The sequence below is a fragment of the Pseudomonas sp. NPDC077186 genome (assembly GCF_044543505.1).
Taxonomy (GTDB): domain Bacteria; phylum Pseudomonadota; class Gammaproteobacteria; order Pseudomonadales; family Pseudomonadaceae; genus Aquipseudomonas.
The window spans coordinates 1,715,327-1,740,433 of record NZ_JBITWE010000001.1 but is presented as its reverse complement, the minus strand read 5'-3'; the positions used below and the strand labels follow the sequence as shown (position 1 = coordinate 1,740,433).

General features: G+C 66.4%; 25 protein-coding genes and 1 pseudogene. 11 read left to right on the top strand and 15 right to left on the bottom strand.

Annotation, left to right across the window (positions count from 1 at the left end; all coding sequences use genetic code 11):
• Positions 1 to 82 precede the first annotated feature (82 nt).
• The 3 genes from ACIGKL_RS08210 (at position 83) to lipB (ending at position 2,335) form a co-directional block, all read left to right on the top strand.
• The gene (locus tag ACIGKL_RS08210) at positions 83 to 1,243 is read left to right on the top strand and encodes a D-alanyl-D-alanine carboxypeptidase family protein (protein WP_397486167.1); all 1,161 of its coding nucleotides are present in this window, start codon (positions 83 to 85) and stop codon (positions 1,241 to 1,243) included.
• A 190-nt stretch (positions 1,244 to 1,433) separates the two neighbouring features.
• Positions 1,434 to 1,712 carry a DUF493 domain-containing protein gene (locus ACIGKL_RS08205; protein ID WP_397486166.1) on the top strand — a complete coding sequence of 93 codons (279 nt, stop codon included), beginning with the start codon at positions 1,434 to 1,436 and terminating at the stop codon, positions 1,710 to 1,712.
• A gap of 5 nt (positions 1,713 to 1,717) precedes the next feature.
• On the top strand, positions 1,718 to 2,335 hold the full coding sequence (gene lipB / locus ACIGKL_RS08200; RefSeq protein ID WP_397486165.1) for a lipoyl(octanoyl) transferase LipB: 618 nt from the start codon (positions 1,718 to 1,720) through the stop codon (positions 2,333 to 2,335).
• Positions 2,336 to 2,476: 141 nt separating this feature from the next.
• Here the strand turns inward: lipB and lipA are convergent, their stop codons facing one another.
• The 6 genes and pseudogenes from lipA to leuS all read right to left on the bottom strand — a co-directional run bounded on the left by lipA (position 2,477) and on the right by leuS (position 9,807).
• On the bottom strand, positions 2,477 to 3,529 hold the full coding sequence (gene lipA, locus ACIGKL_RS08195; protein ID WP_397486164.1) for a lipoyl synthase: 1,053 nt from the start codon (positions 3,527 to 3,529) through the stop codon (positions 2,477 to 2,479).
• 138 nt (positions 3,530 to 3,667) lie between these two features.
• On the bottom strand, positions 3,668 to 4,951 hold the full coding sequence (locus ACIGKL_RS08190) for a lytic murein transglycosylase (protein WP_397486163.1): 1,284 nt from the start codon (positions 4,949 to 4,951) through the stop codon (positions 3,668 to 3,670).
• An 80-nt stretch (positions 4,952 to 5,031) separates the two neighbouring features.
• Positions 5,032 to 5,181: pseudogene (arfA, locus tag ACIGKL_RS08185) on the bottom strand (alternative ribosome rescue factor ArfA); the annotation flags it as partial.
• Positions 5,182 to 5,391: 210 nt separating this feature from the next.
• A complete protein-coding gene (gene holA / locus ACIGKL_RS08180; RefSeq protein WP_397486162.1) occupies positions 5,392 to 6,420 on the bottom strand; it encodes a DNA polymerase III subunit delta in 1,029 nt (342 codons plus the stop codon).
• A 57-nt stretch (positions 6,421 to 6,477) separates the two neighbouring features.
• Entirely contained in the window at positions 6,478 to 7,089 is a 612-nt protein-coding gene (gene lptE, locus ACIGKL_RS08175; protein WP_397486161.1) for an LPS assembly lipoprotein LptE, read from the bottom strand.
• A gap of 54 nt (positions 7,090 to 7,143) precedes the next feature.
• Positions 7,144 to 9,807: a leucine--tRNA ligase gene (leuS, locus tag ACIGKL_RS08170; RefSeq protein ID WP_397486160.1), complete on the bottom strand. Its 2,664-nt coding sequence runs from the start codon at positions 9,805 to 9,807 to the stop codon at positions 7,144 to 7,146.
• 177 nt (positions 9,808 to 9,984) lie between these two features.
• On the opposite strand from leuS, the gene ACIGKL_RS08165 reads away from it, so the two are divergent.
• Together ACIGKL_RS08165 and ACIGKL_RS08160 are read left to right on the top strand one after the other, a co-directional pair.
• On the top strand, positions 9,985 to 10,413 hold the full coding sequence (locus tag ACIGKL_RS08165) for a hypothetical protein (RefSeq protein ID WP_397486159.1): 429 nt from the start codon (positions 9,985 to 9,987) through the stop codon (positions 10,411 to 10,413).
• 23 nt (positions 10,414 to 10,436) lie between these two features.
• Positions 10,437 to 11,207 carry a YdcF family protein gene (locus tag ACIGKL_RS08160; protein ID WP_397486158.1) on the top strand — a complete coding sequence of 257 codons (771 nt, stop codon included), beginning with the start codon at positions 10,437 to 10,439 and terminating at the stop codon, positions 11,205 to 11,207.
• Positions 11,208 to 11,215: 8 nt separating this feature from the next.
• Here the strand turns inward: ACIGKL_RS08160 and ACIGKL_RS08155 are convergent, their stop codons facing one another.
• Positions 11,216 to 12,340, bottom strand: coding sequence for a methyltransferase (locus tag ACIGKL_RS08155; protein ID WP_397486157.1), 1,125 nt, complete (start codon positions 12,338 to 12,340; stop codon positions 11,216 to 11,218).
• Positions 12,341 to 12,409: 69 nt separating this feature from the next.
• On the opposite strand from ACIGKL_RS08155, the gene ACIGKL_RS08150 reads away from it, so the two are divergent.
• Positions 12,410 to 13,186 (top strand): ferredoxin--NADP reductase, encoded by a 777-nt coding sequence (locus ACIGKL_RS08150; protein ID WP_397486156.1) that lies wholly within the window; start codon positions 12,410 to 12,412, stop codon positions 13,184 to 13,186.
• 1 nt (position 13,187) lies between these two features.
• Here ACIGKL_RS08150 and ACIGKL_RS08145 read toward each other — a convergent pair whose 3' ends face one another.
• Together ACIGKL_RS08145 and mscL are read right to left on the bottom strand one after the other, a co-directional pair.
• The gene (locus ACIGKL_RS08145) at positions 13,188 to 14,213 is read right to left on the bottom strand and encodes a CNNM domain-containing protein (protein ID WP_397486155.1); all 1,026 of its coding nucleotides are present in this window, start codon (positions 14,211 to 14,213) and stop codon (positions 13,188 to 13,190) included.
• A 127-nt stretch (positions 14,214 to 14,340) separates the two neighbouring features.
• Positions 14,341 to 14,751, bottom strand: a complete 411-nt coding sequence (gene mscL, locus ACIGKL_RS08140; RefSeq protein WP_397486154.1) for a large-conductance mechanosensitive channel protein MscL — start codon at positions 14,749 to 14,751, stop codon at positions 14,341 to 14,343.
• A gap of 228 nt (positions 14,752 to 14,979) precedes the next feature.
• Between mscL and ACIGKL_RS08135 the strand changes: the two genes are divergently transcribed.
• Positions 14,980 to 15,225, top strand: a complete 246-nt coding sequence (locus tag ACIGKL_RS08135) for a YdcH family protein (RefSeq protein ID WP_021445303.1) — start codon at positions 14,980 to 14,982, stop codon at positions 15,223 to 15,225.
• 79 nt (positions 15,226 to 15,304) lie between these two features.
• Positions 15,305 to 15,583, top strand: a complete 279-nt coding sequence (locus ACIGKL_RS08130) for a YdcH family protein (RefSeq protein ID WP_397486153.1) — start codon at positions 15,305 to 15,307, stop codon at positions 15,581 to 15,583.
• Between the two features lie 72 nt (positions 15,584 to 15,655).
• Here the strand turns inward: ACIGKL_RS08130 and ACIGKL_RS08125 are convergent, their stop codons facing one another.
• A complete protein-coding gene (locus ACIGKL_RS08125) occupies positions 15,656 to 16,150 on the bottom strand; it encodes a GNAT family N-acetyltransferase (protein WP_397486152.1) in 495 nt (164 codons plus the stop codon).
• 75 nt (positions 16,151 to 16,225) lie between these two features.
• Here ACIGKL_RS08125 and ACIGKL_RS08120 point away from each other — a divergent pair, with 75 nt between their 5' ends.
• A complete protein-coding gene (locus ACIGKL_RS08120; RefSeq protein ID WP_397486151.1) occupies positions 16,226 to 17,716 on the top strand; it encodes a transglycosylase SLT domain-containing protein in 1,491 nt (496 codons plus the stop codon).
• A 48-nt stretch (positions 17,717 to 17,764) separates the two neighbouring features.
• Positions 17,765 to 19,126 (top strand): DNA repair protein RadA, encoded by a 1,362-nt coding sequence (radA, locus tag ACIGKL_RS08115; protein ID WP_397486150.1) that lies wholly within the window; start codon positions 17,765 to 17,767, stop codon positions 19,124 to 19,126.
• Between the two features lie 81 nt (positions 19,127 to 19,207).
• Here the strand turns inward: radA and ACIGKL_RS08110 are convergent, their stop codons facing one another.
• A complete protein-coding gene (locus ACIGKL_RS08110; RefSeq protein WP_021445299.1) occupies positions 19,208 to 19,585 on the bottom strand; it encodes a PilZ domain-containing protein in 378 nt (125 codons plus the stop codon).
• A 164-nt stretch (positions 19,586 to 19,749) separates the two neighbouring features.
• Between ACIGKL_RS08110 and ACIGKL_RS08105 the strand changes: the two genes are divergently transcribed.
• Positions 19,750 to 20,265: a DUF3015 domain-containing protein gene (locus ACIGKL_RS08105; protein ID WP_397486149.1), complete on the top strand. Its 516-nt coding sequence runs from the start codon at positions 19,750 to 19,752 to the stop codon at positions 20,263 to 20,265.
• A gap of 59 nt (positions 20,266 to 20,324) precedes the next feature.
• On the opposite strand, the gene glyA is transcribed toward ACIGKL_RS08105, so the two are convergent.
• From glyA to ACIGKL_RS08085, 4 genes are all read right to left on the bottom strand, one after another.
• Positions 20,325 to 21,578 (bottom strand): serine hydroxymethyltransferase, encoded by a 1,254-nt coding sequence (glyA, locus tag ACIGKL_RS08100; RefSeq protein ID WP_397486148.1) that lies wholly within the window; start codon positions 21,576 to 21,578, stop codon positions 20,325 to 20,327.
• A gap of 196 nt (positions 21,579 to 21,774) precedes the next feature.
• A complete protein-coding gene (locus ACIGKL_RS08095; RefSeq protein WP_397486147.1) occupies positions 21,775 to 22,146 on the bottom strand; it encodes a thiol-disulfide oxidoreductase DCC family protein in 372 nt (123 codons plus the stop codon).
• Positions 22,147 to 22,253: 107 nt separating this feature from the next.
• A complete protein-coding gene (locus ACIGKL_RS08090) occupies positions 22,254 to 23,120 on the bottom strand; it encodes an MBL fold metallo-hydrolase (RefSeq protein ID WP_397486146.1) in 867 nt (288 codons plus the stop codon).
• 156 nt (positions 23,121 to 23,276) lie between these two features.
• Positions 23,277 to 25,049: an acyl-CoA dehydrogenase C-terminal domain-containing protein gene (locus ACIGKL_RS08085; RefSeq protein WP_397486145.1), complete on the bottom strand. Its 1,773-nt coding sequence runs from the start codon at positions 25,047 to 25,049 to the stop codon at positions 23,277 to 23,279.
• Between the last annotated feature and the right edge of the window lie 58 nt (positions 25,050 to 25,107).

Below are 25,107 nucleotides of genomic sequence, written 5' to 3'. Positions count from 1 at the left end.
AATCCGAGGCTCGCCTTTCGCGGCGAGCTGTCCGATGACCCACCTGGGTCGCTAAACCCAAGCAAGAAATCTCGAGAGACGGATGAACATCACCAGCTTCGCGCAACGTGCCTTCCTTTTCCTGGGCCTGCTGAGCGCTCCGCTCGCCTGGTCCAGCCAGCAAGTGGTCCCCGCGCCCCCGCAATTGGCGGCGACTTCCTATGTCCTGATGGATGCCGCCAGCGGCCAGGTCCTGGTGGAGAGCAACGGCGATCAGCGTCTGCCGCCGGCCAGCCTGACCAAGCTGATGACCGCCTATATCGCGACTCTGGAGATCAACCGGGGCCAGATCAAGGAAAGCGACATGGTCCGCGTCAGCGAAAAGGCCTGGCGCAAGGGCGGCTCGAAGATGTTCATCGAGGTGGGCAAGGAAGTCTCGGTGGATGACCTGCTGCACGGCATCATCATTCAGTCCGGCAACGATGCCAGTATTGCCATCGCCGAGCACATCGCCGGTAGTGAAGATGCCTTCGCCGACATGATGAACACCCATGCCCAGCGTCTTGGCATGAGCAATTCGCACTTCATGAACTCCACCGGCTGGCCGGACCCGGAGCACTACTCCTCGGCCCATGACATGGCCAAACTGGCCCGCGCGATCATCTACGAAGATCAGGCCCACTACGATATCTACAAGCAGAAGGAATTCTTCTGGAACGGCATCAAGCAGCCCAACCGCAATCTGCTGTTGTGGCGCGACAATACGGTCGATGGCCTGAAAACCGGTCACACCGAGGAAGCGGGCTACTGCCTGGTGGCTTCCGCCGTGCGTGACGGCCAGCGTCTGATTGCGGCGGTGTTCGGTACCGTCAGTGAACAGGCCCGTGCTGCCGAAGTGCAGAAGCTGCTGACCTATGGTTTCCGTTTCTTCGAAAGCCGCACCTTCTATCAGAAAGGCGCCGAGCTGGCTCAGGCCACCGTCTGGAAAGGCACTGCGCATCAGGTCAAGGCCGGCCTGGCCGAAGACCTGACCCTGACCATGCCCAAGGGCCAACTGGAAAAACTGCAGGCCAGCATGACCCTCGACCCGCAGCTGATCGCACCGATCCAGCAGGGCGATGTGATCGGCAAGGTCGAAGTCAAATTGGGTGACGAGGTGGTGCGCAGCACTGACCTGGTAGCGCTGGAATCGGTTGAAGAGGGCGGCTTGCTGCGTCGTCTGTGGGATAGCATTCGGATGTTCTTCTTCGGCCTGTTCAACTGACAGCCGCCTCTGAGAGCGACCGGCGTTGTCGTCATGGCGTTGAAACAGGCTGCAGCAATGCCCATTTACATGCTGTAAGCCGCGCTTCTTCGCCTGACTGCTCCGTCTGTGCTTTAGAGGCTCACCGATTTAGCCAGCCGCTCCAACCCGGGGCGGCCCTTTCTGGACGGGCCACAAGCCCGCTGATGCCATGACCGATAGCGACGTTCAACCGCCAAAAATCGAATTCCCCTGCGAGCGTTACCCGATCAAGGTGATCGGCACCGCTGGTGAGGGTTTCTCCGACCTGGTGATCGAAGTGATCCAGCGCCACGCGCCGAATCTGGATACCTCCACGCTGGTGATGCGTGACAGTCGCAACGGTAACTTTCTTTCCGTTCAGGTGCTGATCACTGCCACTGGTGTCGAGCAATTGCAGGCGATTCACGTCGACCTGCGTGCCACCGGTCGCGTGCATATGGTGCTGTGATAGCCATGCCCGAGCTTGTCGTCCGTCATCTCGGGCTGGTCGACTACCAGCCTACGCTGGAGGCCATGCGCGAGTTGACCCGTGAGCGCGATGCGCAGACCCCGGACGAAATCTGGTTGCTGCAGCATCCCAAGGTGTTCACTCAGGGCCAGGCTGGCAAGGCCGAGCATGTGCTCGCTGCCGGCGATATTCCGGTGATTCAGGTCGAGCGCGGCGGGCAGGTGACCTATCACGGCCCCGGTCAGCTGGTGGCCTATCTGATGCTCGATCTGCGTCGCCTTGACCTTGGTGTGCGTGAACTGGTCACCGCCATGGAGCAAAGCCTGGTGGAGCTGTTGGCCAGCTATGGCATCGAGGCTGCGCCCAAGGCGGATGCGCCCGGTGTATACGTGGCAGGTGACAAGATCGCCTCGCTGGGGCTGCGCGTCAGCCGTGGCTGCTCCTTCCATGGCCTGGCGCTGAACGTCGATATGGACATGTCGCCTTTCCTGCGCATCAACCCATGTGGCTACGCGGGGCTGAAGATGGTGCAGATGCGTGACCTGCTCGCCGCGCCGCCTGCGCTCGACGAGGTGGCGCAGCGCCTGGAGCAGGCGCTGCGTAACAGGTTGGGTTACCCGTAGGGTGCGCTGTGCGCACCAACAACGCCGCGGTGCTTCGGTGCGCACGGCGCACCCTACGGGACGGTCGTGCGGCGATCCCTCTACGCCTGCAACGAAAAAGGGACGCCTTGGCGTCCCTTTCGTTTGTCGTGAAGATCCGGCTCAGTTCAGATTCAGCGCCGGAATCAGGCTGGCGTCGACTTCCTGGCCGGGCACCGGTACCGGCGCGGCCAGGCCCAGGTTGTTCTTCTCGAACACCCGGTCGGCGCGGTAGCTGGAGCGCACCAGCGGGCCGGCGGCGACTTCCATGAAGCCTTTCGCCAGGCCGATATCGCGGAACCGATTGAACTCTTCCGGGCTGACCCAGCGCTGCACCTTCAGGTGGTTGCGCGTCGGCTGCAGGTACTGGCCGAGGGTGAGGATGTCCACGCCGATGGCGCGCAGGTCGTCCATGGTCTGGATGACTTCTTCGTCGCTCTCGCCCAGGCCGAGCATCAGGCTGGTCTTGGTCAGCACGTCCGGGCGGTGGCGCTTGGCGTGGGCCAGCACGCCCAGGGTCTTCTCGTAGCCGGCGCGCGGGTCGCGCACCACGTGGGTCAGGCGCTTGACCGTCTCGACGTTCTGCGCGAAGACCTCGAGGCCGGAGTCCACCACCTTCTCGATGGCCGACAGGTCGCCGTCGAAATCGGGGGTCAGGGCTTCCACCACCACCTGCGGGGTGTTGTCCTTGATCGCCCGCACGCAGGCGGCGTAGTGGCTGGCGCCGCCGTCGTCGAGGTCGTCGCGGTCCACCGAGGTGAGCACGATATAGCGCAGCGCCATCAGCTCCACCGACTTGGCGGTGTTCTGCGGCTCTTCCAGGTCCAGCCAGCCGTTCGGGTTGCCGGTGTCCACCGCGCAGAAGCGGCAGGCGCGGGTGCATACCGAGCCCATCAGCATGATGGTGGCGGTACCGTTGGACCAGCACTCGCCCATGTTCGGGCAGTGCGATTCCTGGCACACGGTGCTCAGGCGATGTTCGCCGACGTTGCGCTTGACCGCCTCGAAGCGGCTGCCGCCGGGCGCCTTGACCCGCAGCCACTTGGGCTTGGGCTCGAACACCTGGGGCTCGGCCGAGGCGCGGCGCTTCTGGCCATCCTTGATCGCGGTGATGCCCTGAGCGGTGCGGAATTTGTCGCCGCTGGCAACGGTTTTGGGCGAGGATGTGTCTGACATCGGAAATCTGGACTCCGGTAGAGGCTCCGTAGGCGGGGGCTTGTGGCCGCCGCGCAGTCTACCACAGATGGCCCTGGTCAAACCCTGACCGGCGATCCGCGGATCGCCTGGGGGTGTGCGCCTGGCGCGAATCTCGGCTTAGCGGCCGCGCAACTGCTTGAGCAGTTCCTCGTTGGGGTAGCCGTCGGCCGGCCAGTTCAGCTGCAGCTGCAGGGCGCGGATCGCCTTGCGCGTATTGGCGCCGATGATGCCGTCGGCCGGGCCCGGGTCGAAACCGTTCATCGCCAGCAGCTCCTGCAGCTCGATGCGCTCGCTGCGGCCGAGCTGGCGTTCGCCGCGCGGCCAATTGCCCTGGACTTCGGTGGGGCGCAGCAGGTTGTCGGCGAGCAGGCCGATGGCCAGGGCGTAGGAGGTGGAATTGTTGTACTTGAGGATGCTGCGGAAGTTGTCCAGCAGCAGGAAGGCCGGGCCGCGATGGCCGGCGGGTAGCAGCAGGTTGGCGCGGGCGCTGGCGGCGGCGCCGGTCGGGGCGATCGGGCGGACGCCGAGTTCGGCCCATTCGGCCAGGCTGCGGCGCTGCTCCGGGTCGGCCAGGGCGTAGTCGAAGCCGGCCGGCAGGCGCACCTCGAAGCCCCAGGGCTGACCGCGCTGCCAGCCCGAGGTCTGCAGGTAGTGGGCGGCGGAGGCCAGGGCGTCGCTCGAGGAATTCCACAGGTCGCGCTTGCCGTCGCCGTCGAAGTCCACCGCGTGCTGGTTGTAGGTGGTGGGCATGAACTGGGTCTGGCCCATGGCGCCGGCCCAGGAGCCGATCATGCGCTCGCTGGCGATGTCGCCGTGCTGCAGGATCTGCAGGGCGGCCAGCAGCTGGCTGCGCCAGAAGCCCTGGCGGCGCCCCTCGAAGGCCAGGGTGGCGAGGGAGCGGATCACGCTGTGGCTGCCGATATTGCTGCCGAAGTTGCTCTCCAGGCCCCAGATCGCCACCAGCACCTGGGCTTCGACGCCGTACTGCCGCTCGATGCGTTGCAGCACGGCGTTGTGCTGGGCCAGCAGCACGCGGCCGCGGCCGATGCGGCTGGCGGACACCGCGCCGTCGAGGTACTCCCACACCGGGCGGGTGAACTCCGGCTGGCTGCTGTCGGCCTTGAGCACGGCCGGGTCGGGGCTGATGGCGGCGAATAGGCTATCGAACAGGGCGGCGTCGATGCCGGCGGCCAGCGCTTCGTCGCGCAGGGCCTGGCGCCATTCGGCGAAGCTCGGCGCGGGCTGTGCGATCGGCTCGGCCAGGACCGGGGCGAGCATGGCGCTGGCGTTGCTCGCGGTGGGCAGGTTCTCGGCCGGTGCCTGGGCGCAGGCGGTCAGCAGGAGCAGGGGCAGCAGGTGCAGGGCCGTGGTCAGAGTACGGCGCGGGAAATGGGACGACATGTCTATCTCGAAGCGTTTTGCAGGCGGCTACCTTAGCATGCCGACGCCGCGAACAGGGCCACCGACGCATTTTCCCGGCCCATAAAGCAAGGAGCCTCCCAGTTGTGCTGGGAGGCTTCGCGGCGGTAGCTGCCTTTGCCTTTCTGCGGTCGTTCCTGGCGGGAACGGAACAGGGGCTGGGCGACGGTGGATTTGGCCTGGTTGGGCCGCTTTGCGGCTTTCTTGCTCATGCGGGTTCCTCTGCAGACCTGCGTGGATGCAGGCGGGGCGGACTATGCGCCGCTGTACGGAAAATGTCCAGGCAGGGTGCTAGTCGAGGCGCAGGCGCTGGCCGGCCAGTTGCAGCTCGTAGGGTGGGCTTTAGCCCACCAACGCTGGTCGACGTGGGCTGAAGCGGATCGCCGCCCGGCCCACCCTACAAGGAAGCAGACCAGCAGGAATTACAGGCGCAGGCGCTGGCCGGCCAGTTGCAGGGTCAGCAGCGCCAGGTTGCTCCACGGATCGCCGGCGGCCTGGCCCTTGATCTGTGCATCGATCTGCTGGGCTTGCTGCAGCAACTGGCCCCAGCGTTTGCTGCTGTGTCGCTGCAGCGCCTTGGAAACCAGCGGGCGGCGCTTGTCCCACACCGGCGGGCGGGCGCTGGCGAAGGCTTTGTCGAGCGGGATGCCCTGGCTCTGCTGGTGGGCGATGCCGGCCAGCAGGCGGATTTCGCGGGCCAGCGCCCAGAGGATCACCGGGGTTTCCACGCCTTCGCCGCGCAGCCCTTCGAGCATGCGCAGGGCGTGCGCGGCATCGCCAGCCAGGGCGCAGTCGATCAGGCCGAAGACGTCGAAGCGGGCGCTATCGGCCACCGCCGCCTGCACGGTCTCGGCGTCGACCTGATTGCCTTCGGCGAGCAGCTTGAGTTTTTCCACTTCCTGGGCGGCGGCCAGCAGGTTGCCTTCCACCCGGGCGGCGATCATCTCCACCGCATCGGCGCTGGCGCTGAGGCCGGCCTGGGCCAGGCGCTGGCGAATCCATTGCGGCAGCTGGTTGGCGTCCACCGGCCAGATCTGCACGAACTGGCTCGCCTGGCCGTCGATCAGCGCCTTGGCCCACTTGGATTTCTGCGTGCTGCCGTCGAGCTTGGGCAGGGTCAGCAGCAGCACGGTGTCTTCCGGCGGCCGGGCGAGGTATTCGAGCAGGGCGCTGGCGCCCTTGTCGCCAGGCTTGCCGGACGGCAGGCGCAGTTCCAGCAGGCGCTTTTCGGCGAACAGCGACAGGCTGGCGCCGGCCTGCAGCAGGTTGCCCCAGTCGAAGTTGGCTTCGGCGTTGAACACCTGGCGTTCGGCGAAGCCCTGCTGGCGGCAGGCGTTGCGGATGGCGTCGGCGGCTTCCTGGCACAGCAGCGGCTCGTCGCCGCTGACCGCGTAGACGGGCGCGAGCGAACCTTGCAGGTGTTTGCCGAGTTGCGCGGGGGCAAGCTTCATCGCGGTGCTGTCATCGGAGGCGGGAGGGCGTCGGGCCGCGGCGGCGGCCCGGGGGCCTTACTGGATCGGCAGTTCGATCGGCGACTGCTGCGGGGCGACCTCGGCCTCGCGGGCCTGGCGCGCGGCTTCCAGCGCTTCGGCCTCGGCCTTGGCGCGCGCCTCGGCGGTCTGCTGCAGCTGATCGAGCTGGGCCGGGGTGATCTGCTGCAGGTTCTGCGCCAGTTGCTCGATCAGCTCGCGGCGCAACTCGTTGCGCAGCTGGGCGGCTTCCTGGTCCGAACCGGTCAGGTTGTTGTCGTCCTGCTGGTAGTAGTTCTGCACCTCGACGCGGTTGCTGGTCAGCAGCAGGTTCTGCGCGCCGCGGATCTGGTATTCCAGGCCCATGACCAGCTCGTACTCGGCGGTGCGGGCGCCGCTGTTGTAGCTGGCGCTGCGGCGGTTCTCGCTCTCGTTGCTCAGCACCAGGGTGTAGGGCGCACCGGCGTAGACCTTGACGTCGTTGCTCTCGAGTACGTCGCGCAGTTGCTGCACGGTTTCGCCGTAGGCGTTGCGCGCGGTGACGTTGAGCTCCTTGAGGGCGAACTGTACGTCGCCGGTGCCACGCAGCTGGAAGCCGCACGCGCTGAGCAGGGCGGCCAGGCCGACGATCAGCAGATTCCGTTTCTTCATTATCAAATCCCCTTGGCGGTTCCCGGCGCCGTGCCGCAATGGCGCCGAGCTTAATCAGTTGGCGACTATGTTGACCAGCTTGCCCGGCACGACTATGACCTTGCGAATCGCCAGGCCTTCGGTGAAGCGCAGCACGTTGTCGTTGCCACGGGCGGCGGCCTCGACTTCCTCGCGGGAGGCCGAGGCCGGCACTTCGATCTGGCCGCGCAGCTTGCCGTTGACCTGCACCACCAGGGTCAGGCTGTCCTGCACCAGGGCGGACTCATCGACCTGCGGCCACTGCGCGTCGATCACCGCATCGGCGTGGCCCAGGCGCTGCCACAGCTCGTGGCTGATATGCGGGGTGATCGGTGCCAGCAGCAGGACGACGGTCTGCAGGCCTTCGTGCAGCAGCGCGCGATCCTGTTCGCTCGCCGTGGCGGCTTTTTCCAGCACGTTCATCAGGGTCATCACCTGGGCGACGGCGGTGTTGAACTTGTGGTGCTGGCCGATATCGTTGCTGGCCTGCTTGATCGCCAGGTGGATGGCGCGGCGCACGGCCTTCTGCTCGTCGCTCAGGCTGGCGACATCTGCTATGCCCGGCAGGCCGGCGCTGACGTGGCTGTGGGCCAGGCGCCAGACGCGGCGCAGGAAGCGGTTGGCGCCTTCGATGCCGGCGTCCGACCATTCGCAGCTCATGTCGGGCGGCGAGGCGAACATCATAAACAGGCGGCAGGTATCGGCGCCGTACTGGTCGATCATGGCCTGCGGGTCGACGCCGTTGTTCTTCGACTTGGACATCTTCTCGGTGCCGCCGATTTCCACCGGCAGGCCGTCGGACTTGAGGCGCGCACCGATGACCTTGGCCTTGGCGTCGCGCTCGACTTCGACGTCGGCCGGGTTGAACCAGTCCTTGCCGCCGTTTTCCAGGGTGCGGTAGTAGGTCTCGGCGACCACCATGCCCTGGGTCAGCAGGTTCTTGAATGGCTCGTTGGACGATACCAGGCCCTCGTCGCGCATCAGCTTGTGGAAGAAGCGCGCGTACAAGAGGTGCAGGATGGCGTGCTCGATGCCGCCGATGTACTGATCGACCGGCAGCCAGTGGTTGGCCGCGGCCGGGTCGACCATGCCCTGGGTGTAGCTCGGCGAGGCGTAGCGGGCGTAGTACCAGGAGCTTTCCACGAAGGTGTCCATGGTGTCGGTTTCGCGCTTGGCCGGCGCGCCACATTTCGGGCAGCTGCACTGGTAGAACTCGGGCATCTTGGCCAGCGGAGAGCCGGCGCCGTCCGGCACCACGTCCTCGGGCAGCACCACCGGCAGTTGGTCTTCCGGCACCGGTACGTCGCCGCAGGCGTCGCAGTGGATGATCGGGATCGGGCAGCCCCAGTAGCGCTGGCGGCTGATGCCCCAGTCGCGCAGGCGGAACTGGGTCTTGCGTGCGCCGTGGCCGGTCGCTTCGAGGTCGGCGACTATGGCGTCGAAGGCTTCTTCGAATGTTTTTTCATCATAAGCGCCAGAGTTTACTGTCAGTCCGGAGTCTTTAGCTCCGTACCATTCCTTCCACTCTTTGTCGTCGAAATACTCGTACTCGTAAGTCTCTCGCGGGAAGTCCTTACGAAGCTCTTCGGTATAAACGCGCTTGTGCTGGTAAACCTGTTTAATCGGCAGGTTGTATTTATTGGCGAACTCGAAGTCGCGCTCGTCATGCGCCGGCACCGCCATCACGGCGCCTTCGCCGTAGCCCCAGAGCACGTAGTTGGCGACGAACACCGGCAGCTTGTCGCCGGTCAACGGATGGATGACGAACTGGCCGGTGGCCAGGCCTTTCTTCTCCATGGTGGCCATATCGGCTTCCGCAACCGACCCTGCCTTGCATTCGGCGATAAAGGCGGCGATCTGCGCATTGCCTTCGGCGGCGCGCTGGGCCAGCGGATGCTCGGCGGCCACGGCGACGTAGGTGGCGCCCATCAGGGTGTCGGGGCGAGTGGAATAGACCTTCAGTTGGCCGGAGGTACCCACGCTGGCGACGTCGTAGTCGAACTGGATGTCGGCACCGAAGCTCTTGCCGATCCAGTTGCGTTGCATGGTCTTGACCTGCTCGGGCCAGCCATCCAGCTCGTCCAGGCTGCTCAGCAGCTCTTCGGCGTAGGCGGTGATCTTGAAGTAGTACATCGGGATTTCGCGCTTCTCGATCAGCGCGCCCGAGCGCCAGCCGCGGCCGTCGATGACCTGCTCGTTGGCCAGCACGGTCTGGTCCACCGGGTCCCAGTTGACGGTGCCGTTCTTGCGGTAGATCACGCCCTTCTCGAACAGGCGGGTGAACAGCCACTGCTCCCAGCGGTAGTAGTCCGGCTTGCAGGTGGTGACTTCGCGGGTCCAGTCGATGGCCAGGCCCAGCGATTTGAGCTGGGACTTCATGTAGGCGATGTTCTCGTAGGTCCACTTCGCCGGCGCCACCTGGTTCTTCATCGCCGCGTTCTCCGCCGGCATGCCGAAGGCGTCCCAGCCCATCGGCTGCAGCACGTTCTTGCCCTGCATGCGCTGGTAGCGCGCGATCACGTCGCCGATGGTGTAGTTGCGCACGTGGCCCATGTGCAGCTTGCCGCTCGGGTAGGGGAACATCGACAGGCAGTAGAAGGTGTCCTTGCCCGGCTGTTCGCTCACGACAAAGGATTTCTGCGCGTCCCAGTGGGACTGCGCGGCGGCTTCGATTTCACGGGGCGAGTACTGTTCGTGCATGGCTCTGGCGCTGGCAAAGGGGGCTTGCGGAAAACGCCGTAGCATACATGAGCGCCGTCTGCCGAGGGAAACCCAGATTGTTCGGCGCGCGCCGTTTGTCGCGGCGTCCGGCTGCTTGCGGGGCCTTCGCTAAGCTTTGCTTATGGGCCGCGGGTGTCGGGCCTCGCGAGGTGTTGGATGGGTGAACTGCGGCAAGTGGAGCGGGGCGGCGGCCTGTACGAGCGGCTATTGCAACGCCTCGCCCTGGCGCTCGAAGAAGCCGAGACCGCCAGCCGTCTGCACGCCGAGCCGCTGCGCGAGCTGGAGCTGGACGGCCTGAGCCCTGCCGAGCTGGAACTGATCCGCGCCTACCTCAATCGCGACCTGCACTGGCTGCGCGGCTGGCATGCCGCCGCCGAGGAGCTGGCGCTGATCCAGCGTCAGCCGCTGCGGGTCGGCAAGGCCGCCGGCGCCCGTCCGGCGGCCAAGGCCAAGCCGCTGCTCAAGCGGCGTCAGGCGCTGTGTTGTGCGCTGTGCGGCACGCCGGTGAGCTGGCAGCGCGGTCAGGATGCCCAGGCCTGTCAGTCCTGTGGCTCTAAGCTGTTTCGCAGCGGCAATCCTCGCTAGGCTTGGGCACCCTGGAGGTGCCCATGCCGATTCGCTACATCCTCAAACAACTGCTGATGCCGCCCGGCGTGCTCCTGCTGCTTATCGTGCTCGCCTGGTGGTGGCGCCGGCGCTTTCCGCGGTTGGCCGGCGCCTGCTTCGTCCTCGGCTGCGGCGGCCTGTGGCTGATGAGCCTGCCGCTCGTGGTGGAGTGGAGCGCGCGCCAGCTGGAGCGCGAACCGGCGCTGAGCGCGGCGCAGTGGCCGGCACTGGCGCAGCGCGCCGATGCCATCGTGATTCTCGGCGCCGGGCGCGAGCAGAACGATCCGGCCTGGGGCGGCGGCGACCAGCCCGGCACTCTGGCGCTCGAGCGGTTGCGCTACGCCGCGCGCCTGGCGCGGGCCTCGGGCTTGCCGCTGGCGACCAGCGGCGGCCTGCACTATGGCCAGCCGCCCAGCGAGGCGGCGCTGATGGCCGCGGCCCTGGCCAGCGACTATGGCCAGCCGGTGCGCTGGCTGGAGCAGCGCAGCCGCACCACCTGGGAGAACGCCCGCTTCAGCGCCGAGTTGCTGCAGCCGCAGGGCGTGCGCCGCGTGGTGCTGGTGACCCAGGCCTGGCACATGCCGCGGGCGCGCTGGTGCTTCGAGCAGGCCGGCTTCGAGGTGATCGCCGCGCCCATGGGTTTTCTCGGCGGCGGCAGCGCCAGGCCGCTGGGCGGCTGGCTGCCGGAGGCCAAGGCGGTGTGGCAGAGCGGCCAGTTGCTCAACGAGGCGCTGGGTTTGCTGCTCTATCCGCTGGCCTATGGCGGCTCCTGAGCGCGCGCTTACTTCACCGCCTTGAGCACCACGAACTTGGGCGTCGCCGCCACCTGCTCGACGCCGCGGAACAAGCGTTTGAGCTTGGCGTGATAGCCCAGGTGGCGGTTGCCGACTATCCACAGCTCGCCGCCGGTGACCAGCGCGGCGCGGGCCTGCTGGAACATGCGCCAGGCGAGAAAATCGCCGACCACCTGCTGCTGGTGGAAGGGCGGGTTGCACAGCACCAGATCCAGCGAATCGGCCGGCTGCTCGGCCAGGCCGTCGCCGGCGCGGATCTCAACCGGCCGCTCGCCGAGAGCCGCCCGCCAGTTGTCCCGCGCCGATTGCACGGCCATATAGGACTCGTCCACCAGGCACAGCTGCGCCTGCGGGCTGCCGAGCGCATAGGCGATGGCGAGTACGCCGTTGCCGCAGCCCAGATCCGCCACGCGCAGGCGTCCGAGGTGGCGCGGCAGGTGCGGCAGGAAGGCGCGGGTGCCGATGTCCAGGCCCTCGCGGCAGAACAGGTTGGCGTGGTTGAGCAACTCGATGGCCGGGTTGTCCAGCCGGTAGCGGGTCGGATAGGGCGAGGCGGGCGTCGCCTTGGTCACGGGTGTGGCCAGCAGCAGACGCGCCTTCTTCACTGCCAGCGAGGCCTGTACCGGGCCGATGTACTGCTGCAGCAGATCGCCGGCGGCGCGCGGCAGGTGCTTGAGCATGGCGCCGGCCACCACCCGTGCGCCGGGGGCGAGCTGGCCGTGCAGACGGATCAGTTGTTCCTCCAGCAGGGCCAGGGTCTTGGGCACGCGGATCAGCACCCAGTCGAATGGCCCCTGCGGCGTCTCGCTGGCCGGCACGAAGGCCAGGGCGTCAGACGCCAGGCCGTTGCGCGCCAGGTTGTTGTGCAGGGCGATCCGGCCCAGGTGCGAGTCGCCGCTGCTGGTCAGCCGGCAATGCCCGGCCAGCGAGCAGGCCAGGGCGCCGAAACCGTCGTTGAGCAGCAGCACCCGGCTGTGCGCGTCCAGGCCCTGCTCATGAAGATGCTTGAGCAGGTACTCGTCGGCGGCGTCGAAGGCCTGCAGCGGTTCGTTCGGCTGGTGCGGCTGGCGCTGCAGCTCGAGCTGGGCGAAGGGGGTGTCGAGAATAGGCATGGAAACCGTCGGTGTTTGTCGCGCCCGCTTTGCGCGAGACTGCAGGGGGAGTTGAGCGAAGGGGGAAGTATGACCGTCAGCGAAGAGAAGTTCACCCGCCAGGTCCTGACCGAGGTGCGTGTCTGGTCGCCCAGCCTGTTCAGCCTGCGCTGTAGCCGCGACGCGGGGTTCCGCTTCCGTGCCGGGCAGTTCGTCCGCCTCGGCGTGCGCAAGGCCAGCGGCTGCATCGTCTGGCGCGCCTATTCGTTGGTGTCGGCGCCGCACGACGACTATCTGGAGTTCTTCTCCATCGTCGTCCCCGGCGGCGAGTTCACCAGCGAGCTGAGCGGTCTTGCGCCCGGCGACGAGCTGCTGGTGGAGAAGCAGGCGACCGGCTTTCTCACCCTCGACCGCTTCGCCGATGGTCGCGACCTCTGGCTGATCGGCACCGGCACCGGGCTGGCACCGTTCCTGTCGATCCTGCAGGACCTCGAGGCCTGGCAGCGCTTCGAGCGCATCGTCCTGGTGTACAGCGCCCGCGACCGCGGTGAGCTGGCCTATCAGGAGCTGATCGCCGACCTGCCGCGGCGCGAGTGGCTGGAGGGGGCGGGACACAAGCTGCAGTACCTGCCGGTGGTCACCCGCGAGCAGGTGCCCGGCGCGCTCCATGCGCGGGTCACCACGCTGATCGAGACCGGCGAGCTGGAGCGCGCCGCCGGCCTGAAGCTTGCGCCCGAGCACTCGCGCATCATGCTCTGCGGCAACCCGCAGATGATCGAGGACACCCGCGCCGTGCTCAGGGCGCGCAACCTGAACCTGGCGCTGACCCGTCGCCCCGGCCAGGTGGCGGTTGAAAACTACTGGTGACTCACTCTTCGCGGATCGCCTTGATGCGGTGCTCCCAGCGGCGCTTGGCGAAGCGGCGCATATTGGGGATGTCGTCGGTCTCGTCGAGGATCGGCTTGCCGATGATGGTTTCCATGATGTCTTCCAGGGTCACCAGGCCGCGCCAACTGCCGAACTCGTCGTACACCAGGCACATGTGCTGGCGCTCCTGCATCAGCTGGGTCATCAGGTTTTCCACGTTCATGCTTTCCGGCACCACCTTGAGCGGCTTCATGATGCCGCTCACCGGCGCGGCGTCGTCCTCGGCGGCCAGGGCGTCGTAGCGGAACACCACGCCCAGCGGCGCTTCGTCCGCGCCAATCACCGGGTAGCGGGAGAACTGGCTCTGCTTGACCCGCGCCTTGAACGCGCCGATCGACTCATCCGGCGCGGCCGACTCGCAGACGATGCGCGGGGTCATGATGTCGCGCAGCTTGATCTCGTGCAGGTCGAGGATATTGCTGATCACCCGCTGCTCGTCTTCGTCGAGCTTGCCCACCTCGCGGCCGAGCAGGGTCAGCGCCTTGATCTCCTGGCGAATGTCGTGCTCCGGCTCCTTGCCGCCGAACAGGCGCATGATCAGGTCGGACATCAGGATGAACGGTTTGAGCATCAGGATCATGCCGTTCAGCAGGCTCGGCAGGAAGGGCGCCAAGGCGCGCCAGTAGCGGGCGCCGATGGTCTTCGGCAGGATCTCCGAGAGCACCAGGATCAGCAGGGTCATGATCGCCGAGGCGGCGCCGAGGTAGCCGTCGCCGAAGACGAGGGTTACCTGCGCGCCGACGCCGGTGGCGCCCACGGTATGGGCCACGGTGTTCAGCGTGAGGATGGCGGCCAGGGGCTGGTCGATCTTGTCCTTGAGCTCTTTCAGGCGCTCGTACAGCTTGGGCCGATCGACCTTCTGCTGGGCGATGTAACTGGGCGTCAGGGAGAGCAGGGCGGCTTCGAGGATGGAACAGATGAACGAAACCAGGATGGAGAGGACAGCGAACGCTATCAGGAGTGTCATGTAGGGGGAAAGGTGACCAAGGGCCATCTAATCTAGCGGAAATTGCCGGCCAACGGCCGGCAAAGCTGCAACATTTCGTGTCCAATCGCACGCGAGGCGTGCCGGGCACGCCTAGACCAGCGCTTCACTACTTGCCTTGCTGTGCCTTGAGCAGGTCGCGGATCTCGCTCAGCAGTTCCTGCTCCTTGGTCGGCGCCGGTGGCGCGGCGGGGGCGGCCTCCTCCTCACGCTTGAGCTTGTTGATGGCCTTGACGCCGATGAAGATGGCGAAGGCGACGATGGTGAAGTCGATGACGGTCTGGATGAACTTGCCGTAGCCCAGGGTCACCGCGGGGATGTCGCCTTCGGCGGCCTTGAGCACGATGGCCAGGTCGGAGAAATCCACCCCGCCGATCAGGATGCCCAGCGGCGGCATGACCACGTCGCCGACGAAGGACGAGACGATCTTGCCGAACGCCGCGCCGATGATGATGCCGACCGCCATGTCGACCACATTGCCCTTGACCGCGAAAGCCTTGAATTCGCTGAGGATGCTCATGCCTTACTCCCTTTGCCGATGCCGTTGCCAACTGTGTTTATAGCCTGCGATTGGGCCGCAGTCAGGTTGCAAAGGCAATATCAAAATAAGCGCGCCGCGCCGATGGGTCTCGCGCGAGGCTTCGGCAGCAAGGCCGCTCGTCTCGTCGAGGGGGAAATTCACGCTGGGCCGAGCCGTCGTGCCGCGGCTCGACTAGGCTAATAAGGCTATCTCCTGGGAGGGATTTCCATGCCGCTCGAACATCATCCGCTGACTCGCGAATTTCCCCAACACAACGGCGCCCTGCGCCAGCTGATGCAGCACGATGCGCGCTTCGCCCGCATGGCCGAAGAATACGAAGAGCTGGACAAGCGCATCTACGAAATCGAGGACGGCCGCGTCGCCGTCGACGACCTGACCCTGCAGGGGCTCAAGCTGCAGCGGGTCGGCCTGAAGGACGAGATCGCCAGCCTGCTGCGCGCCGCCGCCACCTAGGCGGCGCTTGACCCGGATCAATGGCTGGCACCCGAGGTCGGTCTAGGCTGCGCGTAACACTCTGCCAAGGAGCTTGCGCATGCACGTCGACCATCACCCGCTGATCCACGACTTCCCCGAACACCGCGACGAGCTGCAGCGCCTGCGCCGGCAGGACGCTCAGTTCGCGCGTCAGGCCGACGACTACGAGGCGCTGGACAAACGTATCTGCCGCATCGAGGACGGCCTCGAGCTGCTTGATGACGTCTCTCTGCAAGGACTCAAACTGAGTCGCGTGGCGCTCAAGGACGAGCTGGCGCGCCAGCTCAAGCGCGCCGTCGGGCAGTGCTGCGGCTGCGGCAACGGCTGCCGCGGCTGAAGCCGAAGTCGGGCGGCGCCGTGCGCGCGGCGCATCCTACGTCAGGTAGCGTGGCGCACCTGCCGGCATAGTTCAGTGCGTGGGCGGGTTGATCAGGTAGCTGAGCAGGCCGTCCGCTTCGTCCTCGCTCCAGACCTGCCGCGGCGGTCGCGGCAGTTCCGTGAGGAACTGCTGGCAGAAGGCGCAGGCCAGTTCGTCCTGGCGATAGAAACGCAGCAGCCAGGGGCTGCCGTCGCCCATCAGTTGGTGCACCAGGGCGCGGCCGATACCCTGGCGGCGGTACTTCTTGAGGATAAACAGGTCGGCGAGCTCCGTTGCATGTATTCCTGGCAGCTCGCTGCGTTCGATCAGCAGGAAGCCGGCGATAAAACCGTCGGCCAGAATCAGCTGCGCGCTCCACCCCGGCTCCTGCCAATAGCGCGCCAGGTGCGGCTCATGGATATAGAAACGGCCGTCGTTCTCGACCTCTTCCTGTTCCCAGTCCGAGCTCTCGTAGGCGTAGAACTGGTAGAGGTTGCGGATCAACGGAAGCTGGTCGACGCTGGTGGGTAGGAGTTCGATCTGCATCGGGGCGGCTCGCCGGGAGGGGCCGCCATTATCGCCGCCGGTGTCGCATCTGGCAGCTGCGTAGGAGGTTTCGTCATGAAAATCTTCTGGGTCGCACTGTTGCTGCTGGTGCTGCCGCTTTCCGCGGTCCGTGCCGAGGTGCCCGCGGGCGAGAGCCTGCCGCCGGCGCAGTTGAGTGCGGCGGAGAAGTCCGAGGTGGATGCCATGGTGCTGCCGGTGCCGCCGGCCTGGATCGGCGATCTGGACGGCATGCGCGCCAGCGGCACGGTGCGTATCCTGGTGCCCTACAGCAAGACCTTCTACCTGGTGGATCGCGGCCATCAGGAGGGCGTGGTCTTCGAGTACGGCAAGGCCTTCGAGAAATGGCTCAACCAGCACCGCACGCTGGGCAAGAAATCCCGGCGCTGGCAGGTGATGTTCATTCCCACGGCGCGCAATGAGCTGCTGCCCAAGCTGCTGTCCGGCCACGGCGATATCGCCGCCGGCGGCCTGACCCAGACCGAGGTGCGGCTGCAGGCGGTGGACTTCAGCGATCCGGCCTATGGCGACGTGCACGAGGTTTTCGTCAGCGGGCCTGGCGCGCCCAGGCTCGGGCGTCTCGAAGACCTGGCCGGCCAGGAGGTCTACGCGCGGCCGTCGAGTAGCTACTTCGAGCATCTGCTCGAGCTCAATCGGCGCTTCCGCGAGCAGGGCCTGGAGCCGATCAAGCTGATGCCGGCCAACGAGAACCTGGAAACCGAGGATCTGCTGCAGATGGTCAACGCCGGGCTGTTCGGCATCACCGTGGCGGATCGCTATATCGCCCAGCTATGGCAGCCGCTGTACAGCGACCTGCAGATTCACCAGGGCTTCTACCTGCATACCGGCGGCAAGCTGGGCTGGGCGCTGCGCAAGAACAGCCCGCAGCTGAGGGAGGCGCTGAACGCCTTCAACAAGGAGCACAAGATCGGCAGCGAGTTCGGCAACATCATGCTGCGGCGCTATTTCAAGAACAGCAAGCGGGTGCTCAATGCCACGTCCGAAAGCGAGATGCGCAAGTTCAACGCGCTGGTGGGCCTGTTCGAGAAGCATGCCGACAGCTACGACTTCGATCACCTGCTGCTGATGGCCCAGGGCTTCCAGGAGTCGCGGCTGGATCAGGGCGCGCGCAGCCGGGCGGGGGCGGTGGGGGTGATGCAGTTGCTACCGAGCACCGCCAGGGACATCGGCGTGAGCGGTGTCGAGAGCAGCGCCGACCGCAATATCGAGGCCGGCAGCAAGTACCTGCGGCTGATCTCCGACACCTACCTGGACGACCCCGAGATCACCCCGGTCAATCGCCTGCTGCTCAGTTTCGCCGCCTACAACGCCGGCCCCGGCAACCTGATGAAGTTCCGCCGCCTGGCGGAGAAGTCCGGGCTCGATCCGAATGTCTGGTTCGGTAACGTCGAGCAGGCCGCCGCGCGCATCATCGGTCGCGAGACGGTGGATTACGTGGGCAATATCTACAAGTACTACGTGGTCTACAAGCTGGCCGCGCAGAAGCAGCGCGAGCGCCAGGCCGCTAGCCAGAGCAAGGACTCCTGAGCCCCCGGCGCGTTATGATCGGCGCTTTTCCTGCGGGCGGAGATTTCCATGGCCAAGGCCAAGCGCATGTACGGCTGCACCGAGTGCGGCGCCACCTTCCCCAAATGGGCCGGTCAGTGCGGCGAGTGCGGGGCCTGGAATACCCTGGTGGAAACCGTGCTGGAGGGCGTCTCGGCGCCGAGCGGGCGCACCGGCTGGGCCGGCCAGCAGGCGCAGATCAAGACCCTGGCCGAGGTCAGCGTCGAGGAGGTGCCGCGCTTTTCCACCGCCTCCGGCGAGCTGGATCGGGTGCTCGGCGGCGGCCTGGTGGACGGTTCGGTGGTGCTGATCGGCGGCGACCCGGGCATAGGCAAGTCGACCATCCTGCTGCAGACCCTGTGCAATATCGCCACGCGCTTTCCCGCGCTGTACGTCACCGGCGAGGAATCGCAGCAGCAGGTGGCCATGCGCGCCCGCCGTCTCGGCCTGCCCGAGGACCAGCTGAAGGTGATGACCGAGACCTGCATCGAGACCATCATCGCCACCGCGCGGGCGGAAAAACCCAAGGTGATGGTCATCGATTCGATCCAGACCATCTTTACCGAGCAGCTGCAGTCGGCCCCCGGCGGCGTCGCCCAGGTGCGCGAGAGCGCCGCGCTGCTGGTGCGCTATGCCAAGCAGAGCGGCACGGCGATCTTCCTGGTCGGCCACGTGACCAAGGAGGGCGCCCTGGCCGGGCCGCGCGTGCTCGAGCATATGGTCGACACCGTGCTGTACTTCGAGGGCGAGTCCGATGGCCGCCTGCGCCTGCTGCGCGCGGTGAAGAACCGCTTCGGCGCGATCAACGAGCTGGGCGTGTTCGGCATGACCGACAAGGGCCTCAAGGAGGTCACCAACCCCTCGGCGATCTTCCTCACCCGCGCCCAGGAGGAGGTCCCCGGCAGCGTGGTGATGGCCACCTGGGAAGGCACCCGGCCGATGCTGGTGGAGGTGCAGGCGCTGGTCGACACCAGCCATATGGCCAACCCGCGCCGCGTCACCCTGGGCCTGGACCAGAACCGCCTGGCCATGCTGCTGGCGGTGCTGCACCGCCACGGCGGCATCCCCACCTACGACCAGGACGTGTTTCTCAACGTGGTCGGCGGGGTCAAGGTGCTGGAAACCGCCTCCGACCTGGCGCTGATGGCGGCGGTGATCTCCAGTCTGCGCAATCGCCCGCTGCCGCACGATCTGCTGGTGTTCGGCGAGGTCGGCCTGTCCGGTGAGATCCGCCCGGTGCCGAGCGGCCAGGAACGGCTCAAGGAGGCGGCCAAGCACGGTTTCAAGCGCGCCATCGTGCCCAAGGGCAATGCGCCCAAGGAGGCGCCGGCGGGATTGCAGATCCTGGCTGTGACCCGCCTGGAGCAGGCGCTGGATGCACTGTTCGAGTAGCTGAGGCCGGGCCTCGGGCGCAGCGGTCAGACGAAAAAGGGCGCCAGTCGGCGCCCGTTCCTTATGTCGCTGGCAGCTTGGCTATGGCGTCTCGTCCTCGCCCAGCGCCGCCAGCTCGCGCTCCAGCAGGCTCTCGTCGCCCAGGTTCAGCTCCACCAGGCGGCGCAGGTGGCTGATGGAGTCCAGGTCGATATGCCGGCAGACGAAGCCGAGGTGATCCTGCTGGGTACGGGTCAGCACCACTTCCATCTTCACCTGGGCCTCGCCGCCCAGGTCGATCTGCGCCTCGAACGGCTGGTCCGGATCGCCGTTCCAGTCGCGCGGTTTCTTGATCATCAGGCCCTTGAGCGAGAGGTCGTGCAGAGCCGCCGTCCAGCGCCGTTCGCCCTGGGCGATTGCGGTGGGCGCGTCGAAGGCGATGCGCTGGAAGCGCCGACGCTCGTTGGCTGATTCGCTCATGCCGGTACTCCTGGAGGATTTCCATCACTATAGCCAAGGCTGCTGGCGGCGTGCTGCCGTTTGCCGCGTGGCCCACGATTTGCGGGGGCGAGTTTGACAGCCTGGCAAGTGTCGCCAAAGCTCCTAGTGCGGTTTTTATTACCAGAGATTGCGGAGCGACTGATATGGACAAGCGATTGCTGAGCAAGGGTTTGATTTTCGGGGTGCTGGGCGTTGCCAGTCTGGCCTCTCAGTCCGCCTTGGCCGATCAGGCCGGCGGGGGCGGCTGCGGCTGGGGCAACATGGTGTTCGAAGGGCAGCGCGGCCTGGTGCCCCACCTGCTGGCCACCACCACCAACGGCACCTCGGGTAACGCCACCTTCGGCCTGACTTCCGGGACCAATGGTTGCGATTCCAGCGTCACGCTGGGTTATGGCGGCCGTTCGTGGCTGGCGATGAACGGCATGCTCGACTCCATCGCCGAAGACATGGCGGTCGGCCAGGGCGAAGCGCTGGACGCCTATGCCACCCTGCTGGGCATCGAGGCGCAGGACCGCGCGCATTTCGCCAAGGTCACCCACCAGAACTTCGGCAGCATCTTCCAGCACTCCGACACCACCAGCGAGCAGGTGCTGGCCGCGACCCTCGAGGTGATGAGTCGCGACGCCCAGCTGGCGCGCTATGTGAAACAGCCGGCCTGATTGTCTTGGCCACAAAAAAGCCCGCCGAGTTGGCGGGCTTCTTCATTCGCGGCTGAGGCTTAGTTGCCGTAGACCGGGAACTTGGCGCACAGCGCCTTGACCTGCTCGCGCACGCGGCCTTCGACTTCGTCGTTGCCGATGTTGGCCAGCACTTCGCAGATCCAGCCGGCCAGTTGGCGGCATTCCTCTTCCTTGAAGCCGCGGGTGGTCACCGCCGGGGTGCCGATGCGCAGACCCGAGGTGACGAAGGGCGAGCGCGGATCGTTCGGCACGCTGTTCTTGTTCACGGTGATAAAGGCGCGGCCCAGGGCGGCGTCGGCGTCCTTACCGGTGATGTCCTGCTTGATCAGGCTGAGCAGGAACAGGTGGTTCTCGGTACCGCCGGAAACCACGTCGTAGCCGTTGTCGATGAACACCTGCGCCATGGTCTGGGCGTTCTTGATCACCTGCGCCTGGTATTCCTTGAACTCCGGCTGCAGGGCTTCCTTGAAGCACACCGCCTTGGCGGCGATCACGTGCTCCAGCGGGCCACCCTGGCCGCCCGGGAACACGGCGGAGTTGAACTTCTTCTCCAGTTCCTCGTTCTTGCGCGCCAGGATCAGGCCGCCGCGCGGGCCGCGCAGGGTCTTGTGGGTAGTGGTGGTGACCACGTCGGCGAAGGGCACCGGGTTCGGGTACAGGCCGGCGGCGACCAGGCCGGCCACGTGCGCCATATCGACGAACAGGTAGGCACCGACCTTGTCGGCGATGGCGCGGAAGCGCGGGAAATCCAGTACCTGCGAGTAGGCGCTGAAGCCGGCGATGATCATCTTCGGCTTGTGCTCCACGGCCAGGCGCTCGACTTCGTCGTAGTCGATCAGGCCGTTGTCGTCGATGCCGTACTGCACGGCGTTGTAGATCTTGCCGGAGAAGCTGACGCTGGCACCGTGGGTCAGGTGGCCGCCGTGGGCCAGGCTCATGCCCAGCACGGTGTCGCCGGCGTTGAGCAGGGCCATGTATACGGCGCTGTTGGCCTGCGAGCCGGAGTGCGGCTGGACGTTGGCGTAGTCGGCGCCGAACAGCTGCTTGGCGCGGTCGATGGCCAGTTGCTCGACCACGTCGACGTACTCGCAACCGCCGTAGTAGCGCTTGCCCGGGTAGCCTTCGGCGTACTTGTTGGTCAGCACGCTGCCCTGGGCTTCCATCACCGCCGGGCTGGTGTAGTTTTCCGAGGCGATCAGCTCGATATGTTCTTCCTGGCGCTGGGCTTCCTGCTCCATCGCGGCAAACAATTCGGCGTCATAACGAGCAAGGTTCAAATCACGGCTGAACATGGCATTCCCCTGAGAAAAATCAGCTGGGCGGTAGAAAGAGGGGGCGGATTCTACCGCAAAGGTCGCATTCAGGCATATGAAGGTCGGTCATGCGGCAGACAAATGGCCTTCATGGCGGGGGCGCTCCGCAGGCCATGGCCCGTTTTGCAGTGGCGTGTGCAGAAAGCTGGCGCGAGAAGCGGGCGCCCGGGCCGCGCTACCAGTGCCGGCGCCAGCGGTTCCAGCGATACAGGGCGCGGGCGAACAGGTTGTAGGCGCGCTGCGCCAGCCAGTGCAGGCCGGGCAGGCGCAGCAGGCGGGCCAGCCAGCGCTGGCCGCGGGTATGGCCGAACAGCGCAGCGAAGGCGTCCACGCCGACCAGCACTTGGCCCCGCTCGTCGCGCAGGTGCAGGCGCTCGCGCACCGGCTCCAGGGCCTGGTTCAGCTCCTCGACCGTCTGCGGCTGCCGGTGCACGTCGACCCATTCCACCGGGCAGTCGCCGCCGGCCTGCATGCGCCTGCGCTGCGCCGCGATGCCGGCGTCGCACACCGGGCAGGCGCTGTTGTAGAACACCTTGAGCTTGGTCATCAGAGGTAGGGCTCGGTTTCCACTGCCTGACACACATCGATCCACTCGGCGTCGACCAGCTCGGCCATGCTCGCGCCGCCTGCCGAGGCCGTCAATACCGCTTGGCCTCAACTTGCCAGCAGATGCGCCGCTTTTACCGCCTCATCGAGCCAGTAGCGACCTTTTTCGTCGCGCGTTACCCGGCCCATGGCCACCTGCGGATCGTGGGTGAACACCAGCCGGCCGCCGCGGGAAAACAGGTCGCTGAGCAGCGCCTGTTTTTCCTCGATCAGGCCTTCGGGGAAGCGGTCGTAACCCATGGTGATGGGCAGGTGGACCCAGGGCGCGCCGGGGATCAGGTCGCCGGGAAACACCACCGGCCCGCCCGGCATGGCCACTTCCGGCAGCAGCTGGCCCGGCGTGTGGCCGTCGCTCCAGTGCAGGCGCCAGTCGGGGCCGAGCAGTTCGCAGCTGTCGGTTTCGTCGATCAGCTGCAGGCGGCCGCTGGCTTCCAGCAGGTCGAGCAGCTCGGTGATATAGGAGGCGCGGTCGCGGGCATGGGGCTGGCGCGCCCGCTGCCATTGGCGGCGGCCGGTTACGAAGCGGGCCTTGGGAAACAGCAGGCGCGCCGGCTGGCCCTCTTGCCAGGCGGCGAGCAGGCCGCCGGCATGGTCGAAGTGCAGGTGGGTCAGCACGACGATATCGATGTCGGCATCGCTCAGGCCGAGTTTCGCCAGTTCGTCGAGCAGCACGTGGCGATCTTCCTGCACGCCGAAGCGCTGCTTTAGCTCAGGGCTGAAGAAGGCGCCGATGCCGGTTTCCACCAGGATGTTGCGCTCGTCCTCCTGCACCAGCAGGGCGCGGCAGCCGAGGTCGATGCGATTGAGGTCGTCGGCCGGCATCCAGCGTTGCCAGAGGGCCTTGGGCGCATTACCGAACATGGCGCCGCCGTCGAGTTTCTGGCTGTTGCCGGTCAGGGTGGTCAGGGTTCGCATGGGAGGACTCTTGTTATGGGGCGTGGTGCGGCGGGGATTGTATCCGGATGCAATCCGGGAGAGGCCTGCCGGCTGTCCCCGGATGGCATCCGGGCTACGGGGAATAAAAACGCGCGGCGCCTCGCAGAGGGACGCCGCGCAACACGCTCAAAGGTTTCAGAATTGCTCGGCAGCGAGGCCGTAGAGCGGGGCGCTGCCGCCACGAATGCTCGCCTCCAGGCTCAGGCTGCGCGGCAGCAGACGGGCGAAGAAGAACTCGGCGGTGGCCAGCTTGCCGCCGTAGAAGGCCTCGTCTTCGCTCTGCTTGCCCTGCGCCACCGCCGCCATGCGCGCCCACATATAGGCGTAGGCGACGTAGCCGAACAGGTGCAGGTACTCCACCGAGGCGGCGCCGACGGCGTTGGGCTCGCTCTTGGCCTGCTCCAGCAGCCAGCCGCTGACCGCTTCCAGGCGCTCCAGGGCCTCGATCAGGCGTTCGCGGTAGGGCGACTCGTGGGCGTGGGCGAAGTCGCGCACTTCGCCGGCGAACAGGCGCAGCGCGGCGCCACCATTGGCCACCACCTTGCGCCCGAGCAGATCGAGCGCCTGGATGCCATTGGTGCCTTCGTAGATCTGCGCGATGCGCACATCGCGCACCAGCTGCTCCTGGCCCCATTCACGGATATAGCCGTGGCCGCCGAACACCTGCTGGCCGTGCACGCAGCTTTCCAGCCCGGTGTCGGTGAAGAAGGCCTTGGCCACTGGAGTCAGCAGGGCGACCAGCGCTTCGGCGTTCTGCCGCTCGCTGGCGTCCTCGGCGTACTTGGCCAGATCGAGCTGCTGGCCGACGTAGCAGGCGAAGGCACGACCGCCTTCGTTCAGCGCCTTCATGCACAGCAGCATGCGACGCACGTCGGCGTGGACGATGATCGGGTCGGCGACCTTGTCGTGGTTCACCGGGCCGCTGGCGGCGCGGCTCTGGATGCGCTCGCGCGCATAAGCCACCGCCGACTGATAGGACGCCTCGGCGCAGCCGATGCCCTGGATGCCGATGGACAGGCGCTCGTAGTTCATCATGGTGAACATCGCCGCCAGGCCCTTGTTGACCTCGCCGATCAGGTAGCCGGTGGCGCCGTCGAAGTTCATCACGCAGGTGCTTGATGCCTTGATGCCCATCTTGTGCTCGATGGAACCGCAACTCACGGCGTTGCGCGCGCCGAGGCTGCCATCGGCGTTGACCATCACCTTGGGCACCAGAAACAGAGAGATGCCCTTCGGCCCGGCCGGCGCGTCCGGCAGTTTGGCCAGCACCAGGTGGATGATGTTCTCGGTCAGATCCTGCTCGCCGCCGGTGATGAAGATCTTGCTGCCGGTAACCTTGTAGCTGCCATCGGCCTGCGGCTCGGCGCGGGTGCGGATGATGCCCAGGTCGGTGCCGGCATGGGCCTCGGTCAGGCACATGGAGCCGGCCCAGCGGCCCTCGTACATCGCCGGCAGGTAGGTGGTTTTAAGGTCTTCGCTGGCATGGGCGTCGATGGCCAGGCAGGCGCCGGAACTCAGCGCCGAGTACAGCGCGAAGCTGGAGCCGGCGGCGTAGAGCATCTCCTCGAAGGCCACAGCGAGCATCTTGGGCATGCCCATGCCGCCGTAATTCGGGTTGCCGGAAAGGCCGACCCAGCCGCCCTCGGTGTAGGTGGCATAGGCCTCGCGGAAACCGGTTGGGGTGCGCACGTTGCCGCCTTCCCACTGCGCACCTTCCTCGTCGCCGCTGCGATTCAGCGGGGCGATCAGGCTGCCGGTGACCTTGGCCGCTTCTTCGAGAATGGCGTCGGCGGTGTCGGCGTCGACGATTTCCGCCAGGGCCGGCAGGCGTGCCCACAGGCTGGGCGCCTGGAACACCTCATGGAGGACGAAGCGCATATCGCGCAGCGGGGCGTTGAATTCGGGCATGGTGCAACCTCGACAGCGGAGGCGCCGCGACAGGCGCGGCGCCGGTGAACGAAAGAAC